Origin of the sequence: Sulfurimonas sp. HSL-1656 (assembly GCF_039645585.1) — a bacterium.
Lineage (GTDB): Bacteria > Campylobacterota > Campylobacteria > Campylobacterales > Sulfurimonadaceae > Thiomicrolovo > Thiomicrolovo subterrani.
Genome location: NZ_CP147915.1, coordinates 1,576,527 through 1,591,307, shown reverse-complemented (window position 1 = coordinate 1,591,307; position 14,781 = coordinate 1,576,527). Strand labels below are relative to the sequence as shown.

Here is a 14,781-nt window from a genome sequence, read left to right as displayed (position 1 = left end):
CATGAAAACAAAAAATAATCTTTTTATTATAATATGTGAAATCATAATGATCGGTATTGTCACGGTCGTCTTCTACAAAGCCGACAAACTGCATGTGAGGATGGAGCAGGAGATCCTTGATGCGAAACAGATGCTGATGACGGCCGACGAGCTGCGTCAGACCTCGGATGACCTGACCCATTTCGCACGCGCCTATGTCGTGACGAAAGACCCGGAGTTTAAACAGCGCTACTTTACGACGCTGGATATCCGCAACGGCCAGGCCCCCAGACCGAAAGGGTACGGCAACGTCTACTGGGATCTGTCGAAAGCGGAGCGCGAGCGCAGGCATCCGCCGGGAGAGAAGAAGTCCCTGGATAGCATCATCGCGGGACTCCCCTTTACCCCGGAAGAGAAGGGCAAACTGAAAACGGCGGAAGACTATTCAAACGCGCTGGTGAACCTGGAGATCGAGGCCATCAACGCAGCGGAAGGGCGTTACAAGGATGCCGGCGGCCAGTACACCGTCCGGGCGAAACCCGACCAGCAGAAGGCCATAAGACTGCTGCACTCCAAAGCCTATTATGAGGCCAAGCAGAAAATCATGAACCCCATCGACGATTTCATGAGTCTGCTCAATGAGAGGATCGAGGGGATCTTCAATGCCCTCAACAGCAAACTCGCCTTTTTTGAATTTGCGATGTTCCTCATTATTGTCGTGTACATCATTATCAATCTCATTATCTACCGCTATCTCGTCAAGCGCAACAGGCACGACCGGCAAGAACTCGAGTACCTTGTGGAGCAGCGAACGAAGAACCTTGAAGCCTCCCAGCGCAAGCTGCAGGAGGCGCAGAGCCTGGCGCACTTCGGCAGCTGGGAGTACAACCTTGAAACAAACAGTTTGAACTGGTCCGATGAAGTGTACCGGATCTTTGAAATCGACCGGGAGGATTTCGACGTCTCCTATGAGCTCTTTACCGAGTTTATACATCCTGATGACAGGGCGATGGTCGACAGGAGCTACCAAAATTCGGTCAGTTATCATACGCCCTACAGGCTCGAGCACCGGCTGCTGCTGCGCGACGGCAGGATCAAATACGTTCTGGAGAGCGGTGAGACCTTTTATGACAAGAAAGGTATGCCGGTTCGCTCCATCGGGACCATCTATGATATTACGGACCGAAAACAGTACGAACAGACCCTCAAAGAGCGGGAGGTGCTTTTAAGTGCAGTCGTGGAAGCGAGCATGGACGGGATCAGCCTGGCGGACAGGGACGGCAGGTTTATGATGGTGAATCATGCATTCGCCGAACTCGTAGGGTATACAAAAAACGAACTGCTCCAGATGAGTGTCTTCGACCTGATGGCTCCCGGTATGCAGCCGACGCTCTACTCCCAGATTATGCAGACGCATCAGAAGGGGCGCCGGGAGGTACAGCTGCAGCGTAAAGACGGCAGCCTCTTTCTGGCGGAAGTCTCCGGTTCTCCCATTCTGATCGGGGAGACCGAACAGTTCCTCGGCGTCATCCGCGACGTCACCGAATTCCGGCGGATGGAGCGGGCGCTGGAGTATTCGGCGCGGCACGATGCCCTGACCGGGCTTTATAACCGTCATGTCCTGGAAAAGCAGCTGCAGGCCGAAGTCAGCAGGGCGGAGCGTTACGACCACCCGCTGTCGCTCTTTATGCTCGATATCGACCATTTCAAAAAGATCAATGATACCTACGGGCATCATGTCGGGGACATGGCACTGCGAAAAGTGTCGGGTATGTTGAGGAAAACGATGCGCAAGAGCGATGTAACCGCCCGTTACGGCGGGGAGGAGTTCGTGATCATCCTGCCCGAGACGGCACACGACGAGGCGATGAAACTGGCCGAACGGCTCTGCAGCGAGATCGCAGGCGAACCCTATATGACGGGTGCGGAACGATCGTTTTCCCTGACGGTGAGCCTCGGGGTCGCCAGCCTGTCGGAGCATATCGATACGGCTGACAAACTGCTCGAAGCCGCCGATGCTGCCATGTATGTCGCGAAGAAGTCCGGCCGGAACCGGGTCGTCTCCTCCTAGTCTGCTTCGTTGGAAGGGGCGGTCGATTAAGCTGTCGGAGATGAACGTCTGTTCCCCTGCGGCAGGATGGTTAGGCGGGTCTATCCGGCACTGAGATGCGCGAACAGTTTCCGGTCCTCCATGATACGCCCGGCACCCAGGGCGATCTCACGGAGGGGGTCACGGCTGAGGACGGTTCTGATCCCGAGCGTGTGTTCGAGGTGCGTCCCCAGACCCGCCAGCTGTGCGCTGCCGCCGGTCATGTAGAGACCGTTGTCGCGGAGGCGGGGGGCGAAATCCTCGGGAAGGGTACGTATGAACGTTTTCACGAAGCGGCCGAGGCGGCGAATGCCGGGCTTCAGGGCTTCACGCACGTCGCCGAGCGGGACCTGCAGGGCGTGGGGAAGCGCATTGTCGCGGCTCAGGGCATAGACTTTCGCCGTGTCGGCCTGACCGGGGCGGGAGAGCTGCAGTTTCAGGGATTCGGCTTCGTGCGGTGCGATGCGTTCGCGGCGGACGTTGTCGAAATGATGGATGATGGCCTGTTCGAAATCCCAACCGGCGGAGCGTACGGAGTGCGATGCGACGATGCCGCCGCAGCAAAGCAGCGAGATCTCGGTGACACCGCTGCCGATGTCAAGCAGCAGTGCGCCCTCGGGGGAGTGGAAGTCGATACCGGCACCGACGGCTGCCGAAAAGGGGTCCTTGATCATCACGACGCTGCCCGCCCCGCCTTGGAGCCCGGCTGATCGGACGGCATCGCGTTCGTAGGCTGTGAGGTCGAAGGGGACGCTGACGGCGATCGCCGGCGCGAAGAGACCGCGTGTGCGCATCAGCATATGGATAAGATGCTTCAGAAAACTGACGGTCGCATCGAGATCGGCGACGGCACCGTGTGCAAGGGGGCGGATGACTGGGAGGTGCGGGGGCGTTTTGCCCAGCATCTGTTTGGATTCGTGCCCGATACAGACGGTTTTCCCGCTGCTTTTGTTGACCGTGATGCAGGTCGGCTCGTTGAAGATAATTCCCCGTGACGGTTCATAGACGATGGTATTGTCCGTACCGAGATCGATGGCGTAGCGCCTTCGTGCAAACATGTTCTTCCCCCCAAGGTTTGAAGACATTGTACTGCACGCCCGTAAATGCTTGGCCATGAGGTCGGAAGCGATGCGTCTAGACGGAAAATTTAGATTTTGGGAGATACTCCCGTACGGGGGAGCATTGGAAAGGATTACGCTTCGGCGCTCTCTTTTTCCTCTTTTTTGAAGGTGTAGATCGGTTCGGTCATCGGGTCGCTGACGACTCCCTCGGTGATCGTGACGCTCTCGAGGTCTTCGCGGGAAGGGCAGCTGTACTGCAGCGGCAGCATCACCTCTTCGATGATACCGCGCAGACCGCGGGCACCGACGCCTTTGTCGATCGCCTGCTGGGCGATCGCCTCAAGGGCTTTGGCCTCGAATTCAAGGGAAATGCCGTCCATCTCGAAGAGCGCCTGGAACTGCTTGATCAGGGCGTTGTCAGGTTCCTGGAGAATCTGGACCATCTGGTCTTTGGTCAGTTCGCGCAGCTGGGCGATGACCGGGATACGGCCGATGAACTCGGGGATGATACCGTAGTGGACCAGGGCGCGCTGGTCGACTTTGAAATCAGCCGCCATCTCGCTTTTCTGGACCTTTGCGAAGCCGACCTTGTTGGTGCGCTTGGTGTGCTTGTCCGGGACGAGGCCGACAAAGGCGCCCCCACAGACGAAGAGGACATGCGTGGTATCGAAAAGGACGGTCTCCGTCGTGGAGTTCTTGCGGCTCCCTTTGACCGGGACGTAGACTTCGCTGCCCTCCAGGATCTTGAGCAGACCCTGCTGGACCCCTTCACCGGAGACGTCTCTGCCCATCGTGGCGCTCTCGCTTTTGCGGGCGATCTTGTCGATCTCGTCGATGTAGATGATGCCGCGCTGGGCCGCTTCGATGTCGTAGTTGGCCGCGGCGAGGAGGCGGGAGAGGATACTCTCGACGTCTTCGCCGACGTAGCCGGCTTCGGTCAGTGCTGTCGCATCGGCGACGGCAAATGGCACGTTCATGATTTTCGCCAGGGATTTGGCGAGCAGGGTCTTACCGCTCCCTGTCGGTCCGAGCAGCATAATGTTCGATTTTTCCAGCTCGACATTATTGTAGATCGGGTTTTCGATCCGTTTGTAGTGGTTGTAAAGGGCGACGGCGAGAACCTTTTTCGCGTCCTCCTGTCCGATGATGTATTTGTCGAGGAACTCGACGATCTTCGAGGGCTTCGGCAGCTCCTGGTGCATCTTCTCCTGCTGCTCGTAACGGACCTCCTTCTGGAGGATGTTTGAACAGGTCGTGACACACTCGTTACAGATATTGGTGTTCTCGGAGGAGAACATTTTTTTCACTTCGCTCTGCTTACGCCCGCAGAACGAACATGTTTTTTCTTCTTTGGTACTCATCAGACTTCCTTTTTCGTAATAGCATTGAGGATCTGGTCCGCCAGACCGAACTTGATGGCGTCTTCGGCGACAAAATAGTTGTCGCGGTCGCTGGCTTTCTCAATGGTTTTGACCGGTGCACCGGTGGCTTCGGAGAGGATCTTGTAGAGGCGCTTTTTGAGGCTGATAATGTGGTTGGCCTGGATCTCGATATCACTGGCCTGGCCCTGTGCGCCGCCGAGCGGCTGGTGGATCATCACTTCGGCGTTGGGGAGCACGTAGCGGTGTCCCGGCTCGCCGCAGGTGAAGAGGACGGCGGCCATTGATGCGACCATGCCCAGACCGTAGGTGTAGACCGGGGCGCTGATCAGCTGCATGGTGTCCAGGATGGCGAGACCCGCCATCACCGAACCGCCCGGAGAACTGATATACATATGGATCGGCTCTTCGGAATCTTCGGCTTCGAGATAAAGCAGCTGGGAGACGATGATCCCCATCATGTGGTCGTCGATCGGTTCGGTGATCATGATGACACGGTCACCCATCAGTTTGGAAAAAAGGTCAAAATAGCGTTCGCCCCGTGGGGTTCTGTCTTTTACGGTAGGTATGTATGGCATAAGTTTCCTTTGTGTGGCTTCGCCGCGTCATCCCGCTAAGCGATCGCTCAAGATTGCGTATCGTTTGCCCCGATTGGGGCAGGTGTATTGGGTTTTAGATAAACGCCTCGGTGAAGGCTTCGAGCGACATCTTGATCAGTTCGAGATTGTGCTTCTCGACGAATTTCTTCTCTTTTTTACCGAGTTCCTGGTCGGTGATGAAGTAACCCCCTTCGAGGTCGTGCGTCAGTTCGTTGGCGACCATACGGTCGGTATCGCGGTCGAAATAGGTCCCCATGAAGAGGTACTTTTTCGTCTTGCGGTAGGTTTTGAGGACGGACGGGACGGCATAGCCGCCCATCGCTTCGGTCAGCCAGTCGACATAGTCGGCGTCGGAGATAACGAAGCTCGGGTCCGGCAGCGGGGAACCCATTGGTTTGAAGAGAATCTTCTGGGCGTCGTCGAGGGCCTCTTCGTCGACCTGGAAGTACTTCTTGTTCTCGACATCCCACTCGTAGATCTCGTAGCGGTAGTCATTGTCGAGGATGCGCGACTTGCCGATGATAAACGTATGCGGTTCGAAGGCGAGCATCTCCTGCAGCTTGGCATCGCGGTTGGTGTCGATGATGTAGCGCGGCGACATGTTCAGGATCGCCTTGTGCAGCGGCGTCGGTTCGAACTCCTTGGTGTAGATCCAGTTGGTCATCTGCTGGATGTAGTCCACGCCGCGGCGCTGCTCGAGGTGCATGGCGGCCCGGGAGTATTCGAACATCAGGCGCGGGCTCATGGCACGGCCGTTGTTCATCATCAAAATCATCGAATCCGAGTCAAAAGGCATCTGTTCGCCCTCTTTGGTCGTAATCCCTTTGAAGATTCCCAGCCCGAAGTAGGGGACGGTCGTCTGGTTGCGGATCTCTTTCTTGATCGTTTCGATCAGTTCACTGTAGTCTTTGGTCTCTGTTGTCGTCATTGTTTCACTCATTAGTGGCATCCTTTCCCGGTATAGCATTCTTGCGCAGCGTAGACTTTCCGTACGGCCGTTTCGGCGTTGAACGGATCATGCAGGTTCCTGGCAAATTCATCATAGTAGAGTGCACCATCCTTGGAGATGATGAACAGGGCCTTGGTCAGCTCCCCGTCAAGGGGCTCACCGCTGAGGCGCACACCGTACCAGTCGGCGAACTCTTCGTCGCTGTCAAGCAGGAAGCGGAACCCTTCGACTTTGGGGTCCTCGTGGGAGGTCGCGGCGACGATCAGTGACGCGGTGACATCGTCGGCTTTCGGAAGGGCCTTGCCGATGGCTTGCAGTTCGGCGATGCAGTTGTCATCTATAAAAGGGACGGTAACGATCAGATGGGTCTTACCGTCCTGTCCCCCGACACTCTGTGACGTACCGTCCGGGGCTTTGAGCGTGACCTTTTCGGAAGCGTATCCGATGTCAAGCGGCTGCTCTTCAAGACGCATAGTAGACGTGTTCAACTGTATTTGCAAGCGAAGCTCCTATGATGAAATTTTTGATGGCATTCTCCGTCGTGCGGATGACGGAGGGGAATTTGAACAGATGGATGCCGCCGTTGGTCAGTGCGCGTTTGGTGTTGTCGCAGAAACGGTCGGCCAGCAGGTAGCTGCAGCCGGCGAGCACTTCAAGCAGGGCATAGTGCTCGGTGATGTGGCGGATGTCTTTTTGACGCTCTTCGTCGCAGGTGCAGGTGGTCGAGGAGGTGTCAAAGAGACCGCACGCCGTTTTGCACCAGGGGTTCATCTCAACGCTCAGCAGTGAGATACCGACCCGGCTCTTTTCCATAACAATTTCATAAATGCCGAATTTCGGGGCGGTCGAAGGGTTATCGCGATAGAGCTCGAGCTGTTGACTGAACGGGACAGCGATCTTCATAGAGTTTCCTTTACCGTCGCCCGGAATCAGGCGTACTTGACGGCTAAAATGCAAGATGCGTTCCAGTGAAGAGCTGCCCGACTGTCGGGCGTTGGCGGAGAATGGGAGGTTTTACATGAGATACTAATTAATAATGTTGCCGTGGTCTCAAAGAGGTCATCGGGGGACAAAATTGTAAGAATTGTCGGAGGTGGTAGCGCTCTGGGCCGGAAAATGGCTGGAATGGGGTTTGCATCATTGGCAGCAGAATATGATTGTAGCTACATGATGCAAGGTCAGGTTCGTCAAACCTATACATCTATTAAAGGAGCTAAAATGAGCTGCGGTTCAAGCCCAACAGAATCAGCATTGCCAGCTGATATTGCAGAAAAGGTCCACGATCACCCATGTTACTCTGAAGGAGCCCACCACCACTACGCACGTATCCACGTTGCGGTTGCACCTGCATGTAATATCCAGTGTAACTACTGTAACCGTAAATACGACTGTTCCAACGAGAGCCGTCCGGGGGTTACCAGCGAACGCCTGACACCGGAAGAATCCGTCAAGAAGGTCATGTTCGTCGGCGGTGAAGTTCAGCGTATGAGTGTTCTTGGTATTGCCGGACCGGGAGATGCCCTCGCCAACCCGGAAAAAACATTCAAGACATTTGCAATGGTCCGCGAAAAAGCGCCAGACCTGAAACTCTGTCTCTCTACGAACGGCCTTGCACTGCCGAACTTCGTTGATGAAATGGTGAAATACGACATCGACCACATTACGGTCACGATCAACTCTGTAGACGAAACAGGCGAGATCGGTTCGAAAATCTATCCGTGGATCTACCACAACAACAAACGCATCTACGGTAAAGAGGCGTCCCGTATCCTCCTCGAGAACCAGCTCGAAGGGATGAAGAAGTGTGTCGAGCACGGTATCCTGATCAAAGCGAACTCCGTTCTGATCCCGGGCATCAACGACAAGCACCTGCCGGAAGTTTCCAAGAAACTCAAAGAGATCGGTGTCTTCCTCCACAACATCATGCCGATCATCTCCGAGCCGGAGTTCGGTACGAAATTCGCCCTTGACGGTGTACCGTCTGCGACGGATCAGCAGCAGATGGAAGTCCAGGAAGCATGCGGTATGGATATGAAACTGATGCAGCACTGCCGCCAGTGCCGCGCCGACGCCGTCGGTCTGATCGGTGAGGACCGCGGTGCGGAATTCACGAAAGACCGCTTCAAAGAGATGAGTTTCGATGCCCTCGAAGCACACTACAATGTTGAAGGCCGTAAAGAAGCGCATGCGAAGATCGAAGAGTTCCGTTTCTTCCTCGACCGTGCAAACGAGCGTGTCCGCAAAGAGAAGGCAGACCTCAGCTCCGACGGTCAGACCATCCTTGTCGCGGTAACGACGGCGGGCGAAGGGATGATCAACCAGCACTTCGGTTCGGTCAAAGAGTTCCTTATCTACGAAGCAGGCGACCGCGGTATCCGCTTCATCCACCACCGTAAACTCGACTACGAGTACTGTGCGGGACCGGACGGCACGAACCCGATCGATGCGATCCTTGAGAAACTCAAAGACTGCAAGCTGATCCTGACAGCGAAGATCGGCGGCTGTCCGCAGGACGACCTCGCGAAAGCGGGACTGATTGCAGACATGAGCTATGCGTATCAGCCGATGGAGGCTTCCGTCCTCAAGGCGACACGCAAATACTTCAATCTCCCCGAGGAGATGGAAGCGAACTAAGATCGGTACGCTCCGGGATCTCCCGGAACTTCCGGAAGGCCGCTAAACAGCAGACAAATGCTTTCGCATTTTGCGTCAGATGAGACGAATTGACGAAGGTGAAGGATGGAAATGGCTTTGATCAACGACACGACGTTACGTGACGGTGAACAGGCGCCCTATGTGGCGTTCAACACCGGTGAAAAAATAGCGATCGCCCGCGCGCTTGATGCCTGCGGTGCCGATGAACTCGAGATCGGCATTCCCGCAATGGGAACGCGCGAACAGGATGACATCCGCGAACTGCTGGCCCTCGGGCTGGAGGCGCGGATGATGACCTGGAACCGTGCGACGATGCGCGATCTCGAGGCGTCGCTTGAGTGTGGCGTGAAAGCCGTTGACCTTTCCATCCCCGTTTCGGATATTCTGATTGACGTTAAATTCGGCGGTGATAAAAGCCGGATGCTTTCGCAGCTCGAGGCAGTCATTATGGCCGCGAAACGCGAAGGACTCTATGTCTGTATCGGGGCCGAAGACAGCTCCCGTGCCGATCTTGGCTTTATTGCCGACGTAATGCAGCTGGGCCACACGCTCGGCGCTGACCGTTTCCGCTACTGCGATACCGTCGGGATTCTGACACCGACACGAACCTACGAAGCCATCAAGGCATTGGTTTCCCTCAATCTCCTTCCGATCGAAATGCATACGCACAATGATTTCGGTCTTGCCAATGCCAATGCGCTCAGCGGGTTGGATGCAGGTGCGCTCAGCGTCAATACGACGGTCATTGGTCTGGGCGAACGGGCGGGCAACGCTTCGTTCGAACAGATCTCCATGGCGCTCAAACACCTCTACGGCGACACGCGCCGCATCGATGCGATGCAGATGCGTTCGCTCATTGCCATCGTCGCCGAGGCGGCGGGCGTAACGATTGCGCCGAACGCCCCTATTGTCGGGGAGCGTCTTTTTGCCCACGAGAGCGGTATCCATGCTGACGGTATGATGAAGAACAGCCGCGCCTACGAACCCTTCGATGCCGAAGAGGTCGGGGGGCTGCGCGCTTTCCCTATCGGCAAGCATTCGGGAACCGGAACGGTCATGTACCATCTCAAACAGCTCGGCATCAGCGCCGAAAAAAGTGCACTGCAGTCTCTGCTGCCGCGCATTCGCGAAATCGTGACCTCGCGTAAGCAGGTCCTAGACGACATGGAGCTCGTATCTCTTTACAGGCAGAGCCTATGTTCATAGGATGGCTTAAATTTGCAGACGTCGCTGAACTGGTCAAGATTGCTGATACGGTGGGCTGGCTTGCCGACGGTTACCATATCAAGCTGATGATGATGCACTCGCCCAACCTCTGCTACGGTGCGTACGAAGACGGCAAACTGGTGGGCGCGATCATGTCGATCGGCTTTACCGAAACGGCACAGATGAAATATTTTATGGTACGACCGGAGTACCAGAAGAAGGGAATAGGCAAACGCCTTTTCCAAACGCTTCTGGGGGTACTGGAGAACGATTTCCGCAAAATTTACCTCCATGCCAACCCGGACCTCGTACCGTTTTTCGAAGCCCACGGTTTTGAATCCAACATGGAAGTGGGCCGTTTCATCAATGTCGGCAAAGTGCCGCCGTTCAATTTTACCAATGCGCATGCCAAAGAACTGGACGGCGGGAACTTCGAATCCGCCATCCATGCCATCGATCATGAAACGTTCGGCGAGAACCGCCTTGCGTTCCTGCTCGATGAGATGGAACGCACCAGTTCGCTCAAATTCACGCTGCCCAATGCCTTTCAGCACTCCAGCGTCGTGAATGCCCGCCATGTCTATCTGGGCCCCTGGCAGGTACGCGAGGGGCATGAGGACGAAGCGGAGAAGATGATGAAAGGGGTCCTCTATTTCCGGGGGCTCAAAAAGGTTTTCGCCGACGTCCCCCTCGGGGTGAAGCCGGTTGTCGATCTTTACGAGAAGTACCACTTCAAACAGCAGCAGAAGTTCGTCCACATGAGCAAGGGCGGCAATTCGATTAAGTTCGAAAACATTTACGCATTTTCACTTTAAAGGAGCCCGAAATGTGTTTATTGCAGATGAAAGTCGGTGAAATAGCAGCGGTGGACGCCATCAATGTCCACGGTGCGCTTCGCGCACGCCTGCTGGCGATGGGCCTGATGCCGAATGCACAGATCAGCATTAAGCATTTCGGCTGGTTCAAAAGTACCGTCCAGGTGATGATCAACCGTACCCTGGTAGGCCTCCGCAAAGAGGAAGCCGCCCTCATCGAGGTGCATAAAGTGGCCTGAGGGCCTCTTTGCAAAGACGATTTCGGTCGTGTTTGCAGAGGGGCCTGAACCACCTCGAACAAGGAGATAGAATGTCAGCTGATGCAAAAGAACTGAAAAAAGAGTTGGCCAAGCGCAAACGTCTGGCGGTCGAGATCGCTTCGGAGATCCACGACATCGTCGAAGACACACTCTGGACCGACTACGTCAAAATGCCGGAACTGAGTGAAAAACTTCGCGCTGCAGTCGAAGACGCCAACACGTTCAAGACTGATAACGGCCTTTGATCCTCCCCGCCATGGACGCCCGTCCTGCGGAGGCTAATCATGCGCAGTAAAGAAGAGATTCTCCAGATGGAGATCTGCGAATGCGGCGAAAAAAATGTCGCCGAGGCTATCGACATCTTTCAAAACACCTCCCTCCCATTTAAAAAAGCGAAAAAACTGGTGACCGAATGCAATAAGAGCTGCTGCCGTGCGGCACTGGTAAAATTGTACGACATGAACCAGTTCGGTACGTACGATTTTGAAGAGATTGAACACCTGATCGAACAGCGCCTCGAGCGGCTACGCCGTCTGGCGGAAGGAGAGTAACTATGTCCGAACCGCAATGGGAGTCCCTGCGTGCCTGGCTGATGGCGCAGCGGGCCATCGTACCGGAAGTCAAAACGCCTGCCGAGGTGAAACGTCTCGATCTGAGCAACCGCGCGCTGCAGAGTCTGCCCGAGAGTTTCGGCCTGCTCACCGAACTGGTCGCGCTCAACCTGGGCAACAACAAACTTTCCGTGCTGCCCGAGTCCATGGCGTCGATGATGAGACTGAGCAACGTGGACCTTCGTCGTAACGCCTTCACGGCCGTCCCGGCACTGTTGGGGGCACTGCCGATCCGTTCACTCAACCTCAGCGGCAACCGTATCAGCGCCGTCAGTGAGCTGGTCCGTTTCACGATGCTGCGTGTGCTTGATCTCAGCGGCAACGTGCTCGAGGGCTTCGACAACTGCCTGAGCGTTCCCAATGAGCTGCGCACCCTCAACCTCGCCGGCAATTACATTAAAGATATTGCCGCCATGCTGGCCCAGCTCACGTCGGTCGAGCGGCTGAACCTGGAGGGGAACCTGATCACAAGGATCCCCCCGGAGGCGACATACCTCAGTTCGCTGTTGGAACTGGAGCTCTCGGACAACCGTATCGAAACGATCGACAAAGCCTTTTTCACCCTCGGGGTCGAATCGGTCAACCTCGCCTCGAACCGCATCAAGGAGGTGACGCTGCACGGGTTGGAGGAGCTTGAAGTGCTGACGCTGGACGACAACGCGCTTTCATCACTGCAAATTGCGGATGATTTCGCCCCCTATCTTCGCGCCTTCTCCTGTGACGGCTGCGGGCTGACGGCGTTTCCGATGCTGCCATCGACCTCCCTGGGGTCACTGTGCTACTCCTCCAACGCGATTGCCGACGTGCCGGAGACGATCAGCCGCTATACGGAGCTGTACGAACTCGATATCGACGGCAACGCCATTGTCGACCTGCCGGAGGAGCTGGCGAACATGAAGAGCCTGAACTCCCTCTATATCGGTGACAACCCGCTCAATGAGCATGCGAAACTGGTCATCGAAGTGCTCCACCCGGAGATCTGCGACATCAATATGAAGACAGGCATCACTATCGAGGCTGCCACGGAGGAGGATCTGCCGCACATGGCCGGACTGCTGGGGGTGCTCTTCGCCATCGAGCAGGATTTCGAGATCGACTTCGACAAGCAGCTCTCCGGGATTACGAAACTCTACGGCCATGAGGGTACCGACCTGCTCGTCGCGCGGCACGAGGGGAAAGTGGTCGGGATGCTGACGATGCAGCGCCTCATCTCCAGTGCCGAAGGCGACTATGTCGGCCAGATCGAAGACCTGGTCGTCCGCCAGGAGTACCGCAAGATGGGGGTGGGCAGCCGGCTCATCAACAAAATGCGCTTTATGGCACAGTCATACGGCTACAAACGGATTCAGCTTGCCGCGGATATCGACAATGAAAACGCCCATAACTTCTACACCCGCCGCGGCTTCCGCCGCACCAATCTCACCGTCTTTCATTTTAAAAATAATTTTTAAGCTTCAAAGCCCCTGTTTTGGGGCCTTTCATGCTTTTTGTCGCACCTGCGACAATTTTTATCCTATTTGCGACAATTTTGAAGCCCGTATCTCCTTCCTGATTTTGAGAATTCCTTTCAGTAGTAAATCCCCTCAAAGCCCCATGAATAGGTGCTTTGCAGCGTTTTGCGACAAAATGTCGGGGCTGCTGCAAATCCTATTCTTACAAATTTGTACATTTTTCCGATTGTTGTCAGACTTTTTTAGAAATGTCAGGAATTGTCACTCAAAAAACCGGGAACGCATCATGCATCAACTACGGCGAAGTACATCTACAAGGAGAAAAAAATGGCTGAACTTCGTCAAATCGCATTCTATGGTAAAGGTGGGATTGGTAAATCTACTACTTCCCAAAACACGCTGGCTTCTATGGCTCACTACTTTGATAAGAACATCCTGATCGTTGGTTGTGACCCGAAAGCGGACTCAACTCGTCTGATCCTGCACGAGAAAGCACAGTCTACTATTCTGCAGCTTGCTGCTGAAATGGGTACTGTTGAGGACCTCGAACTCGAAGATGCAATGAAACCGGGTGCAGGTATTTTTGCTCCTGATGCACCGGGCGGCTGGATTAACTGTACTGAGTCTGGCGGACCAGAGCCGGGTGTTGGATGTGCAGGTCGCGGTGTTATTACTGCAATTAACTTCCTTGAGGAAGAAGGCGCTTACGAAGAAGAAGGTCTCGACTTCGTTTCTTACGACGTTCTCGGTGACGTTGTTTGTGGTGGTTTCGCTATGCCGATCCGCGAAGGTAAAGCTCAGGAAATCTACATCGTTATGTCTGGTGAGATGATGGCAATGTACGCTGCCAACAACATCTCCAAAGGTATTCTGAAGTATGCAAACACTGGTGGGGTTCGCCTTGCAGGTCTGGTTTGTAATGCACGTATGACTGACAAAGAGTATGACCTGGCGATCGCGCTGGCAAAAGACCTCGGCACTCAGATGATCCACTTCGTACCGCGTAACAACATCGTTCAGCACGCTGAACTTCGCCGTATGACAGTTGTTGAGTACAGCCCGTCTTCTGACCAGGCTCTCGAGTACAAAGAACTTGCTCGCAAGATCATCAGCAACGACATGAAAATCATCCCGACTCCGCTCGAGATGGACGACCTCGAAGACCTTCTCATGAAGTACGGTCTTGAAGACGAGGCTGACGAAGACAACATCGGTAAGGCTGCAGAAGCGTAATTGCCCTTGCTTTCCCTTGGTTGAAAGATGCGTTTTCCCCTTCGGGGGAATAAAAATTCTCATAATGAAAAGAAAAAAACAGACAAAGAAGGAGAATTATTATGTTTATTCTTGGTTTCCACTTCCCGGCAGATATGGGGAATACAATCCCGGACGAAAAAGTTGTTGAAAAACTGGAAAATGCAGGCGTCGATTTCGACAGCGTCAGCGAAATTAAAATGCTCATGGAAAGCCGCGAAGGCCAAAAAGAAGAGCTTTCTTATACGAACAAAGATACGTTCATGTTCAAAGCGCTTGTGCACTATGCCAAGACGGCTGAGTCTGATTACATGATCTATACAAACCGCTATCAAATTGCAGAGCTCTCCAAGCGTCTCGATGCTGCAGACGACGAGACTATGGCCCTTTGTAAGAAATTCGACTCTATGGCTCAGTTCCGCATTACGGCAGCGTAAGCAAACTAAAAATTATAGATTCTTTAATAAGACATAGAG

General features: G+C 54.6%; 17 protein-coding genes. 10 read left to right on the top strand and 7 right to left on the bottom strand.

Annotated features, from left to right (window positions below):
* The first annotated feature begins 46 nt into the window (after positions 1-46).
* Complete coding sequence (locus WCX49_RS08290; protein WP_345984628.1) at positions 47-2,050, top strand: diguanylate cyclase; 2,004 nt, start codon at positions 47-49, stop codon at positions 2,048-2,050.
* A gap of 80 nt (positions 2,051-2,130) precedes the next feature.
* Here WCX49_RS08290 and WCX49_RS08285 read toward each other — a convergent pair whose 3' ends face one another.
* The 6 genes from WCX49_RS08285 to WCX49_RS08260 all read right to left on the bottom strand — a co-directional run bounded on the left by WCX49_RS08285 (position 2,131) and on the right by WCX49_RS08260 (position 6,959).
* Entirely contained in the window at positions 2,131-3,126 is a 996-nt protein-coding gene (locus WCX49_RS08285) for a rod shape-determining protein (protein ID WP_345984627.1), read from the bottom strand.
* 134 nt (positions 3,127-3,260) lie between these two features.
* A complete protein-coding gene (clpX, locus tag WCX49_RS08280) occupies positions 3,261-4,490 on the bottom strand; it encodes an ATP-dependent Clp protease ATP-binding subunit ClpX (protein WP_345984626.1) in 1,230 nt (409 codons plus the stop codon).
* A complete protein-coding gene (locus WCX49_RS08275) occupies positions 4,490-5,086 on the bottom strand; it encodes an ATP-dependent Clp protease proteolytic subunit (protein WP_345984625.1) in 597 nt (198 codons plus the stop codon). The genes clpX and WCX49_RS08275 overlap by 1 nt, the downstream gene beginning before the upstream one ends.
* A 94-nt stretch (positions 5,087-5,180) precedes the next feature.
* Entirely contained in the window at positions 5,181-6,047 is an 867-nt protein-coding gene (locus WCX49_RS08270) for a hypothetical protein (RefSeq protein ID WP_345984624.1), read from the bottom strand.
* On the bottom strand, positions 6,047-6,529 hold the full coding sequence (locus tag WCX49_RS08265) for a redoxin family protein (protein WP_345984623.1): 483 nt from the start codon (positions 6,527-6,529) through the stop codon (positions 6,047-6,049). The genes WCX49_RS08270 and WCX49_RS08265 overlap by 1 nt, the downstream gene beginning before the upstream one ends.
* Entirely contained in the window at positions 6,519-6,959 is a 441-nt protein-coding gene (locus WCX49_RS08260; protein WP_231018413.1) for a hypothetical protein, read from the bottom strand. The genes WCX49_RS08265 and WCX49_RS08260 overlap by 11 nt, the downstream gene beginning before the upstream one ends.
* A gap of 348 nt (positions 6,960-7,307) precedes the next feature.
* On the opposite strand from WCX49_RS08260, the gene nifB reads away from it, so the two are divergent.
* The 7 genes from nifB (at position 7,308) to WCX49_RS08225 (ending at position 13,054) form a co-directional block, all read left to right on the top strand.
* Entirely contained in the window at positions 7,308-8,690 is a 1,383-nt protein-coding gene (nifB, locus tag WCX49_RS08255; RefSeq protein ID WP_345984622.1) for a nitrogenase cofactor biosynthesis protein NifB, read from the top strand.
* Between the two features lie 105 nt (positions 8,691-8,795).
* Positions 8,796-9,917: a homocitrate synthase gene (gene nifV / locus WCX49_RS08250; RefSeq protein WP_345984621.1), complete on the top strand. Its 1,122-nt coding sequence runs from the start codon at positions 8,796-8,798 to the stop codon at positions 9,915-9,917.
* Entirely contained in the window at positions 9,908-10,732 is an 825-nt protein-coding gene (locus WCX49_RS08245; RefSeq protein WP_345984620.1) for a GNAT family N-acetyltransferase, read from the top strand. The genes nifV and WCX49_RS08245 overlap by 10 nt, the downstream gene beginning before the upstream one ends.
* Before the next feature lie 11 nt (positions 10,733-10,743).
* Positions 10,744-10,971: a FeoA family protein gene (locus WCX49_RS08240; RefSeq protein WP_231018409.1), complete on the top strand. Its 228-nt coding sequence runs from the start codon at positions 10,744-10,746 to the stop codon at positions 10,969-10,971.
* Between the two features lie 71 nt (positions 10,972-11,042).
* Positions 11,043-11,237: a CCE_0567 family metalloprotein gene (locus tag WCX49_RS08235; RefSeq protein WP_345984619.1), complete on the top strand. Its 195-nt coding sequence runs from the start codon at positions 11,043-11,045 to the stop codon at positions 11,235-11,237.
* Between the two features lie 39 nt (positions 11,238-11,276).
* Entirely contained in the window at positions 11,277-11,543 is a 267-nt protein-coding gene (locus tag WCX49_RS08230) for a hypothetical protein (protein ID WP_345984618.1), read from the top strand.
* A 2-nt stretch (positions 11,544-11,545) separates the two neighbouring features.
* Positions 11,546-13,054, top strand: a complete 1,509-nt coding sequence (locus tag WCX49_RS08225) for a GNAT family N-acetyltransferase (protein WP_345984617.1) — start codon at positions 11,546-11,548, stop codon at positions 13,052-13,054.
* On the opposite strand, the gene WCX49_RS08220 is transcribed toward WCX49_RS08225, so the two are convergent.
* Complete coding sequence (locus WCX49_RS08220; RefSeq protein WP_345984616.1) at positions 13,038-13,247, bottom strand: hypothetical protein; 210 nt, start codon at positions 13,245-13,247, stop codon at positions 13,038-13,040. The two genes, WCX49_RS08225 and WCX49_RS08220, sit on opposite strands and share 17 nt — an antisense overlap.
* 134 nt (positions 13,248-13,381) lie before the next feature.
* Between WCX49_RS08220 and nifH the strand changes: the two genes are divergently transcribed.
* Positions 13,382-14,287 carry a nitrogenase iron protein gene (gene nifH, locus WCX49_RS08215; protein ID WP_345984615.1) on the top strand — a complete coding sequence of 302 codons (906 nt, stop codon included), beginning with the start codon at positions 13,382-13,384 and terminating at the stop codon, positions 14,285-14,287.
* Between the two features lie 101 nt (positions 14,288-14,388).
* The gene (locus tag WCX49_RS08210; protein WP_345984614.1) at positions 14,389-14,742 is read left to right on the top strand and encodes a hypothetical protein; all 354 of its coding nucleotides are present in this window, start codon (positions 14,389-14,391) and stop codon (positions 14,740-14,742) included.
* Positions 14,743-14,781 lie beyond the last annotated feature (39 nt).